General features: G+C 51.8%; 1 rRNA gene. It reads left to right on the top strand.

Features of this window, described 5'->3' with window-relative positions:
• Window positions 1–18: 18 nt before the first annotated feature.
• Window positions 19–562: ribosomal RNA gene (locus tag KVT39_RS36490) — 23S ribosomal RNA — on the top strand; the annotation flags it as partial.

Below are 562 nucleotides of genomic sequence, written 5' to 3'. Positions count from 1 at the left end.
GAGACAGACTCGTTATAGGGTCAAGCGAACAAGTGCATGTGGTGGATGCCTTGGCGATCACAGGCGATGAAGGACGCGGTAGCCTGCGAAAAGCTACGGGGAGCTGGCAAACGAGCTTTGATCCGTAGATGTCCGAATGGGGAAACCCGGCCCTTTTGGGTCATCCTGGACTGAATACATAGGTCCAGTGAAGCGAACGCGGTGAACTGAAACATCTAAGTAACCGCAGGAAAAGAAATCAACCGAGATTCCCAAAGTAGTGGCGAGCGAAATGGGATGAGCCTTGCACTCTTTATTTGTATTGTTAGCCGAACGCTCTGGAAAGTGCGGCCATAGCAGGTGATAGCCCTGTAGGCGAAAACAGTATGAAAGAACTAGGTGTGCGACAAGTAGGGCGGGACACGTGAAATCCTGTCTGAAGATGGGGGGACCATCCTCCAAGGCTAAATACTCGTGATCGACCGATAGTGAACCAGTACCGTGAGGGAAAGGCGAAAAGAACCCCGGGAGGGGAGTGAAATAGATCCTGAAACCGCATGCATACAAACAGTCGGAGCCTCGT

Source organism: Burkholderia sp. GbtcB21 (genome assembly GCF_019091065.1).
GTDB classification, from domain to species: Bacteria; Pseudomonadota; Gammaproteobacteria; order Burkholderiales; family Burkholderiaceae; genus Burkholderia; species Burkholderia pyrrocinia_C.
Note: the sequence above shows the minus strand (reverse complement) of the source record. Positions and strands in the feature narration are given on the sequence as shown.